The 7,667-nt window shown below is 49.9% G+C and carries 10 protein-coding genes; 3 read left to right on the plus strand and 7 right to left on the minus strand.

Annotated features, from left to right (window positions below; translation table 11 throughout):
* The coding region (locus tag BLP63_RS16545; RefSeq protein WP_170829517.1) for a transposase at positions 1 to 183 on the plus strand (183 nt) is incomplete at its 5' end.
* A gap of 251 nt (positions 184 to 434) precedes the next feature.
* On the opposite strand, the gene BLP63_RS16550 is transcribed toward BLP63_RS16545, so the two are convergent.
* Both BLP63_RS16550 and BLP63_RS16555 read right to left on the minus strand, forming a co-directional pair.
* On the minus strand, positions 435 to 737 hold the full coding sequence (locus tag BLP63_RS16550; RefSeq protein WP_092593562.1) for a hypothetical protein: 303 nt from the start codon (positions 735 to 737) through the stop codon (positions 435 to 437).
* Positions 738 to 902: 165 nt separating this feature from the next.
* Positions 903 to 1,919, minus strand: coding sequence for a S66 family peptidase (locus BLP63_RS16555; protein WP_092593564.1), 1,017 nt, complete (start codon positions 1,917 to 1,919; stop codon positions 903 to 905).
* A gap of 273 nt (positions 1,920 to 2,192) precedes the next feature.
* On the opposite strand from BLP63_RS16555, the gene wrbA reads away from it, so the two are divergent.
* Complete coding sequence (wrbA, locus tag BLP63_RS16560; protein WP_092593566.1) at positions 2,193 to 2,804, plus strand: NAD(P)H:quinone oxidoreductase; 612 nt, start codon at positions 2,193 to 2,195, stop codon at positions 2,802 to 2,804.
* Between the two features lie 150 nt (positions 2,805 to 2,954).
* Here wrbA and BLP63_RS16565 read toward each other — a convergent pair whose 3' ends face one another.
* The 5 genes from BLP63_RS16565 to BLP63_RS16585 form a co-directional block, all read right to left on the minus strand.
* Complete coding sequence (locus BLP63_RS16565; protein WP_092593568.1) at positions 2,955 to 3,743, minus strand: SDR family oxidoreductase; 789 nt, start codon at positions 3,741 to 3,743, stop codon at positions 2,955 to 2,957.
* Positions 3,744 to 3,786: 43 nt separating this feature from the next.
* Positions 3,787 to 4,293, minus strand: a complete 507-nt coding sequence (locus BLP63_RS16570) for a nucleotide triphosphate diphosphatase NUDT15 (protein WP_207646499.1) — start codon at positions 4,291 to 4,293, stop codon at positions 3,787 to 3,789.
* Between the two features lie 84 nt (positions 4,294 to 4,377).
* Positions 4,378 to 4,836, minus strand: coding sequence for a GyrI-like domain-containing protein (locus BLP63_RS16575; RefSeq protein ID WP_170829518.1), 459 nt, complete (start codon positions 4,834 to 4,836; stop codon positions 4,378 to 4,380).
* A gap of 331 nt (positions 4,837 to 5,167) precedes the next feature.
* Positions 5,168 to 5,920 (minus strand): esterase family protein, encoded by a 753-nt coding sequence (locus BLP63_RS16580; RefSeq protein WP_092593572.1) that lies wholly within the window; start codon positions 5,918 to 5,920, stop codon positions 5,168 to 5,170.
* A gap of 119 nt (positions 5,921 to 6,039) precedes the next feature.
* Positions 6,040 to 7,212, minus strand: coding sequence for an ATP-grasp domain-containing protein (locus tag BLP63_RS16585; RefSeq protein ID WP_092593576.1), 1,173 nt, complete (start codon positions 7,210 to 7,212; stop codon positions 6,040 to 6,042).
* Positions 7,213 to 7,486: 274 nt separating this feature from the next.
* Here BLP63_RS16585 and BLP63_RS17360 point away from each other — a divergent pair.
* Positions 7,487 to 7,667: transposase family protein (locus BLP63_RS17360; RefSeq protein WP_408605871.1), on the plus strand; the 181-nt coding region annotated here is incomplete at its 3' end.

The following is a 7,667-nucleotide window of genomic DNA, read 5'->3' on the forward strand; positions in this document are numbered from 1 at the left end:
CAAGCGGAAGGCGCTTTTTCAAAGGTTAAAGATGGTCTCGCTTATGATCGGTTTCGTCGTAGGGGTATGAAAAAAATAGTGGTGGATATGATGATGGTTGCTATGGCAATAAATCTGAATAAGCTTCATAGCAAAATCCAAAACAACCAAACCGGCATTATCGAGTACAAAAAAGCAGCTTAGACCAGATATTTAAAAATACGGTGAATAGGCTTTTTTGTCGACCCTATAATTCAAGATCTCATGGATGGTTTGTCAATAAGCAAAATTATTGAAAGTCAGTAATTCCAATTGGCGTAAAAAAAGAGTTGCTGTGAAACTAAATGTTATAGTTTCGCAACAACTCCTTTTTTGTTGTGCGGCTTCTGATCAAAACCGCAGCTCCATCATTTTCACCAAACAAAAAGGAGAAGCCGCCGCTCCTCCATAAAATACTATCCATTGGTATGTACGGTTTCAAGACCTTTTGCTGCTTTAGCCGCGTCCTCGAGCCGCTTATTCCTGTAATACAGCATTAAGTCAACCGTCACCATGGCCATGTTGATGGCGTAAAGCACCATGACCAGGTCCCTGCTGTTGAGCCACTTATGGGTCATGCCGCTCAGATAACCTATGATAATGACGTAGGAGAACACAGGACTCTTACCCCCTGTACTCTTGCTCGTCCAGGACTTATGAATGGAAATTGGCCATGCGAAGCCAAAACACGTCAACATGATGATCTCAAAAATACTCAACTGATCCCCTCCGAATCTCACAAACAATCCCTGTATACATAAAACATTTCTCCACCCATTATAATCCATGCCGATGGTCACGTAAACCCCCTTTGTTTATCCTTTCACACTTTGTGGTCATCGTACTGAGATACCTGGTAGTCAAGAGCTCTGGAGACAACATGATCAGAGCCTGCGCTCCGTTGTCAGTTCAAGCTTCCGATCCATTACCCGTACCGTCGCGTGGGCACCGTTGATCAACAGAAGCTGCGGGGGCAGGTGGCCGACGTCTGCATCGAGCACCACAGGGATGTCCATCTCCCCAAAGATTCGCAGGTAGGCATCGCGGTCGAGGAACTCTCCTTCTTGCTTGGTGCCTGTGCGGCCCACGATCAGCCCTGAAATTTTTTCGAACCAGCCTGCTTCTTTCATCTGGAAGAGACGGCGGTACACGTCTGGCGATGGCATCCCGCAGTTCTCCAGGTACCACAGGATTCCGTCGTCTCCGTAACGCTCGATAAATCCTGTGACATCTTCATAGGGGGTTCCGAGAAGATTACCAATGGTATCGAGGCAGCCACCGATCAGCCGGCCGGAGAAGATGGCTCCCTCGCAGCCAAGCAGCAGTTCGATCTTAGAGGATGCGCTGAACTGGTAGGGCGCGAGCAAGTCTTTCTCCACGTCTGGCCACGCTTCCTGGTAAAGGGGCAAAGTATGCTGGACGAAACGCTCTTTCCTCAGGTAATCAAGACTGGCACGAACGGAAGGATCAACGCTTTTGGGTGAGAAGTCCATCATGTTCGGGCCGTGGGCTGTAGCGATGTCGTGCACCGTGGTCAGGTAGAAGAGCAGCGTGCTCAGATCTGAAAAACCCATAATCCAAGGAAAGCTGTCAGAATCAATGGTCTCCCTGTGGAGAAGCGGCAGGATCTCCATGAGAAACTCTCCACCCCATGGCGGCAGGATCAGATCGATTTCAGGATCCCGAACCAGTTCCATCAAAGCTTTCGCCCGGGTCTCTGCATCAGCGCTGGTGTGTTGATGCGAAGTGTAGAGTGGTTCTTTTTCCAGTACCCGGTGACCGTAGGACTCCAGGTTGGTAAAGGCGTTCTTGAACCGGTTCACCATAATCCCTGTGACCCCGGATGAAGGGGCAGTGGTGGCGATAGTCATACTGTCTTTGGCGCGTTTGGGATAGTGCATGCGTGCGTCCTCCTTAAGGTTTCCTTATCAGTATCTTATCATGTCTTCGTTTTTCAGTCCCGCCGGTTGCGCTTTCAAATGATTTTCTACCCAATGCTTCGACAAAAAGTGTTCTTAAGCGCAGTCTAACTTGTAAACTCTCTACAAATTAGTACTAATTAGAATTATTTTTTAAAAAGTACTTCCAATTAGTAATAAATATGTTATAATGAGAACAGTTATCAAATACTACAACATTTCAAATAGAATTTTAATTCGAAAGGGGAACTACTCATGTCAAACGTTAAATTATCCATTATCTATTATAGCGCAACAGGCATCAACTATCAGCTCGCACAGTGGGCAAAGGAAGCCGCGGAGGCCGCCGGTGCTGAGGTCAGGCTCGTCAAGGCGAGAGAGTTGGCACCAGAGGCCGCTATAGATGGAAACCCAGCCTGGAGAGCCAACGTGGACGCTACAAAGCATATCCCTGAGGCGACCTCAGAGGATCTGGACTGGGCAGACGCGATTCTCTTCAGCGTCCCTACCCGCTTTGGCAACATGGCTTCCCAAATGAAGCAGTTTATTGACACCCAGGGCGGCCTTTGGGCACAGGGCAAGCTGGCCAACAAAGCTGTCAGCGCTATGTCCTCCGCTCAGAACCCTCATGGCGGACAGGAAGCCACCATCCTATCCCTGTACACTTCCATGATGCACTGGGGTGCCATCATAGTCGCGCCTGGCTATACAGATGCTTCCATCTTCAAAGCCGGCGGCAACCCTTACGGCACTTCAGTCACACAAGGACAGGACGGCAAGCCGGTTGAGGATGTCAAGGACGCTGTGGCGCATCAGACTAAGCGACTCATTGAAACCGCTGGCTGGCTGAAAAAAGGCAGAGCCTAAACGGGGTCTGACCCCATGAAGAAAAAGGGCCATGGCGACTGATGCCTGTAGCACATCATCTGCCCCATATTATAATTACGAAAAAATCCCCGGCTTGTCATGCTCAAGCCGGGGATTTATTAATTTTTTGATATTCAATACTTCTCTTATCTAAAGCGCCTTCGTCAACCCGCCATCCACAAGCACGGTCTGCCCCGTAATATAAGTATTGGCCTCTGAGCACAGGAACACCGCCAGTTTGGCATATTCTTCCGGCTTTCCGTAGCGGCCCAGGGCAATGTTTTTGAAGGCTTCTGCCTCGATCTCCTCTACGGAGACGTTTAGGCGGTCGGCACGCACCTGGTCCAGATAGGTGATTCTCGAAGTCCCTATGCGGCCGGGGCCAATGATGTTGACGAGGATCCCATCGGCTCCAAGCTCTTGGGAAAGGCTCTTTGAGAGGCCCACTACACCATTTCGGAAAGTGTTTGAGAGGATCAGGTTTTCCAGGACCTGTTTGACGGAAGAGGAGGTAGAGTTGAGGATGCGGCCGCCCCCCGCTGCTTTCATGTGCGGCAGGACGAGGCGAACCATGCGCACATAGGAAAGAAGCGTCAGCTCAAAGGCGCTTTGCCAGACGTCGTCCTCAAACTGCTCAAAGGTTCCGGCGGGCGGCCCGCCAGCGTTATTGACGAGGGCATAAATGCTGCCGTAGGCTTTTATAGTTTCGTCTACCAGGCGCTTCAGATCCTCGGGCTTTCGGAGATCACCGGCGCAGTAGAGGGGCCTTCGGCCACTGAGGATTTCGATTTCGTCCGCAGCGGCCTTGAGCTTGACCTCAGAGGAGCTGAAAAGCATGACATTGGCGCCTTCAATAGAAAACTGGGTGGCAATGGCTTTGCCCAGCCCATCGCTGGAGGCCAGTACAATAGCAGTTTTGTTTTTGAGTCCAAGATCCAATAGTATCACCTCTCGCCTTTCTTCATCTAATATTAGAGTGTACTTAGTCAATGAGCTTTTGGTCTTTGAGCTTTTTCAGGACCAGGGCGTCTGTTGGGAACGCCAGGACAATTTCCGGGGTGTTGATTTCCTCCCAGGAAAAAAATCTGACTTGATCCAGGTCGTCCATGGGCATGGGCGCCCCTTCTGCCTCAGCCAGGAACCATAAGCCCACTGTATGTTGATTTGGATTATGGAAGTTGGAATGGACGGCGAAGACCTCTCTCAGATCAAAGTCGAGGCCGGTTTCTTCCTTCATCTCCCGGATCAGGGCCTCCCGGACGTCCTCGGTGTATTCCACGTAGCCGCAGGGGATGCACCATAGGCCTTTGTAACTGCCGGTACGCCTGCCCATTAAAACTTTACGGTCACGGATCAGGATGGCCGCGACCCCCACCGCCGGGTTTTGAAAGAAGATGAAGCTGCATTTCGTACATTTTGGCTTATTGATGTCCATGGTTTCCTCTATGGACAGCGCGCCTCCGCATTTGGGGCAAAAGTGGTATCGCATTGGCAGGCTCACCCCTCTTTCGTTTAATTCTTCGAGGCACAAACCAATTGAAGCTGGTTTGCCTCCTTAGTACACAGCCGCGCACTATTTCACCAAAAAAACAACTTTGGTCAACAGTTCGCTTTCCGGCACTTCCTCTGGACTATTATAGTAGAATTCATAGACGACACCGGTCGGTTCTATAGACCGCTCCGCCATCCACTGGTTCATGGCGTCGTAAATGACGGTCATGCCCGAATATGGTCCCTGGTACATGCTGACGACTTTTCTTCCAGCAGGAATCTCGCCGGACAGGACGTCAGTGGTGTCATCAAAGGTCCGTGAAACCGGCACGCCAATCTCCACTTCGAGCGCCGCCATGTCCATGTTGAAATAAGCGACAAACGGCATATCCGCAGGCTGCTCGCCGCGCTCATACAGATAGCTGAAGACGGATTCGTAGGCTTTGCCAATCACGAGGGGCAGCTGATCCAGGGAGGTCACGTGCCTCTGGTACAGCACCGGCTGGGCAGCCGTTTCGATCATCTCAATCAAATAAGACATTTGAATTTCCTCCATTCAAATAATCGTATGGCTGCTGCGGACAAATCTCAGTCGCCATGTCGCCGAGTGATTCATACATGGCATTTTTACCCCGCTTTTGCGAGAGAAAAACGTCATATGGCAGCTTTCAATGAGAAAATGACCTATCAGAAGACAAAGGACTCAAAAAATAGAGAACATGGTGCTTGGTTGGGGACTGGGCCCAACCAAAAAGACAGGAATAGGGTGGCTGATGGCCTACCTAATCCTGTCTCTTTATGTTAGAACAACACACTTTTAAAATTTAGTCTTACTGATGTTTGGACTTTTCCATTCTAAGTTGCCCTTAAAACTACAGCTTCCCCTGCTCCCGCAGCTTTGACAGGAAATGCGGCATCTGGACCCGCCACCAAGGCCAGTCGTGGTCCACGTCGTGGCCCCAATAGTCAATCCAGGCCGGGACGCTTTTAGCTTTCAGGATGCCCTCCATGGCTTTGGTATCGCGAATGGTGTCCTCCTCCCAAAGGCCCAGACCAGTGCAGATAATGATATTGCCCCTTCTGTAAGCTTCCAGGTAGTGGTTGTCTTCCATATTTTTAAGATAGTCTACAGGAGAGTTGATGTAAACTTCATAATCGTCAAGATGCTCACCTACGAAAAAGCGGGCGTCATATATGCCGCTGAGGGCAATGACCGTGTCAAAGACGTCCGGGTGGCGGAAGAAGAAGTTCGCGCTGTGGTAGCCACCCATGCTGCAGCCCGTAGCAATGAGGCCGCCTTGCCAGTTGGCGTGGTGGCGGATAAACGGCACCAATTCATTGATGATGTAGGCATCATAGGCGTTGTGGTGACGGGCGCGGTCGCCGGGCCAGCGCAGTTTATCGAGCCAGGTTTCACCGTCTATGCTGTCCGGCGTGTAAACGCGCACTATGCCGTTTTCAATGAAATAAGAGATGGCTTCGATCATTTTAAAGTCTTCATATTCGAAGAAGCGTCCGCCGCTGGATGGGAATACGACAATGGGTTTTCCGGCGTGGCCGTAGCTTTTGAATTCCATGTTGCGGCCTAAGTTGCTGCTGTAGAATTGATGGTACTCAACGCGCATGTAGGTGTCCTCCTTGAAATGCCACAGTGGGCAGAAAATTTGTCGTTGGTGGGGAGAGGTGTTGGATGGCGGAGACCATCGGCAGAAGCTTTAAGCCTTTGGTCTCACAGATTTACAGCTTAGCCAATCTCCCGGGCCATGATGAAGCGGCTGGCTTCCTTAAGGGGCTCGAGCTCCGGCGAGCGGATGACAATGGCGTAGTCGCCTATGGCCGCGGCAAAGATTGACGCAATTGGGCCGTGGTGGACGACCAGATCGCCATATTTATCCAGTGAATCGCCAGTGGAATGGCTATGGCGGATCAGACCGCGGTGCTTGAGGCCCACGTAAGCGCAGTAATAAGGGCGCTTGGCGTCAATCTCAATGGGGTGCCCGGCGACGAGCTTTGCGTACTGGCTGTAGAAGTCCATATCATTCGAGAAGTTGAACATGTCCATGGAGAGGCCGCCCGGCGGCCTGACGTTGACTTCGAGGCCCACGAGGCTCTGGTCCTTTTGGCGGAAGAATTCTATATGGAAAAAGCGTTCTTGTAGTTTGAAGGCTTTAACGGCAGCGAGACCGAGTTTTTTGAGGTCCTCCGGGATTTCGCGCTGGTTGTAGTAGAACATGTCCAGTTGGTCGTTGACGGTTTCCATGACGCCTTTGTCAAAGATGAAGGAGTTCATGAAAACCACGTTGCCCTCACGGTCCACGAGGCCATCAAAGGTATGGATCTCGCCTTCTATGAATTCTTCCATGATATAATCCGTGTCCGGCTTGGTTTCGAAGAACCTGGCCAGCTCGGCGTCATTCTTGATTTTGTAGGTGTTGGCCGCACCTACGCCGTTGTCCGGCTTGGCGCAGACGGGATAGCCGGTTTCCTTGATGAGGGCTTTGGCTTCTTTAGGCGTCGTGACGACTTTGCCCCGGGCGACAGGGACGCCGGCGCTTCTGAAAACTTCTTTCATTTTGGACTTGAACTTGACGTTAGCCATATCCGCGGTTTTGAAGCCAAAGACGTTGAAGTCTGTGCGAAGCTGGGCGTCCTGCTCAAGCCAGTATTCGTTGTGGGACTCAATCCGGTCGATTTTGCCATACTTGTAGGTAAAAAAGCCGCAGGCCTCAAGCATTTGGTTGTAATCTTCCATGTTGTCAACTTTGTAGTATTCAGTCATGGCGCTGCGCAGTTCGGGGTCCAGCTTGTCATAGGGCTCGGAACCGACGCCCAGGACATTGATGCCCTCTTCTTTCAGGCGAATTGCGAAATATTTGAAGTTGGACGGGAAATAAGGGGATACGAATACATAATTCATGTTGGTCACCTCGCTGATAAAATGTTCTGACATTGAAATGGTTTCATAATTTTAAGTTAACCTATCTTATCACAGAATGAGGGTGAAATAAAGAAAAAGGCGGCGAGGATTAGGGGTTTTGAGAAAATTAGGCAAAAATGGCTCTATAATAAATGTTGGGGTGGGTGATTCCTCCCCAGCATTATTTTTTTCAAAAAAATAATGCACTTATATCTTTTGCTCCTTAAAATGTTAGTTGACTAGACAAACATTAAAGAAAGGGGCTTGGATATAAGTGCATCCTCATTCTACCAGTAAACTCTTAGATTTGAAAGATTGTATTATCAACAAAATCGACCATTCTGATTCTTTTATAAGAATTACAATCTCAACCAAGGCCAAGGAGGCTCACTGCCCGGCTTGTGGCAAATTGACTTCAAAGATTCACGACTATCGACATCAAACAATTAAAGACC

The organism is Acidaminobacter hydrogenoformans DSM 2784, assembly GCF_900103005.1.
Lineage (GTDB): Bacteria > Bacillota > Clostridia > Peptostreptococcales > Acidaminobacteraceae > Acidaminobacter > Acidaminobacter hydrogenoformans.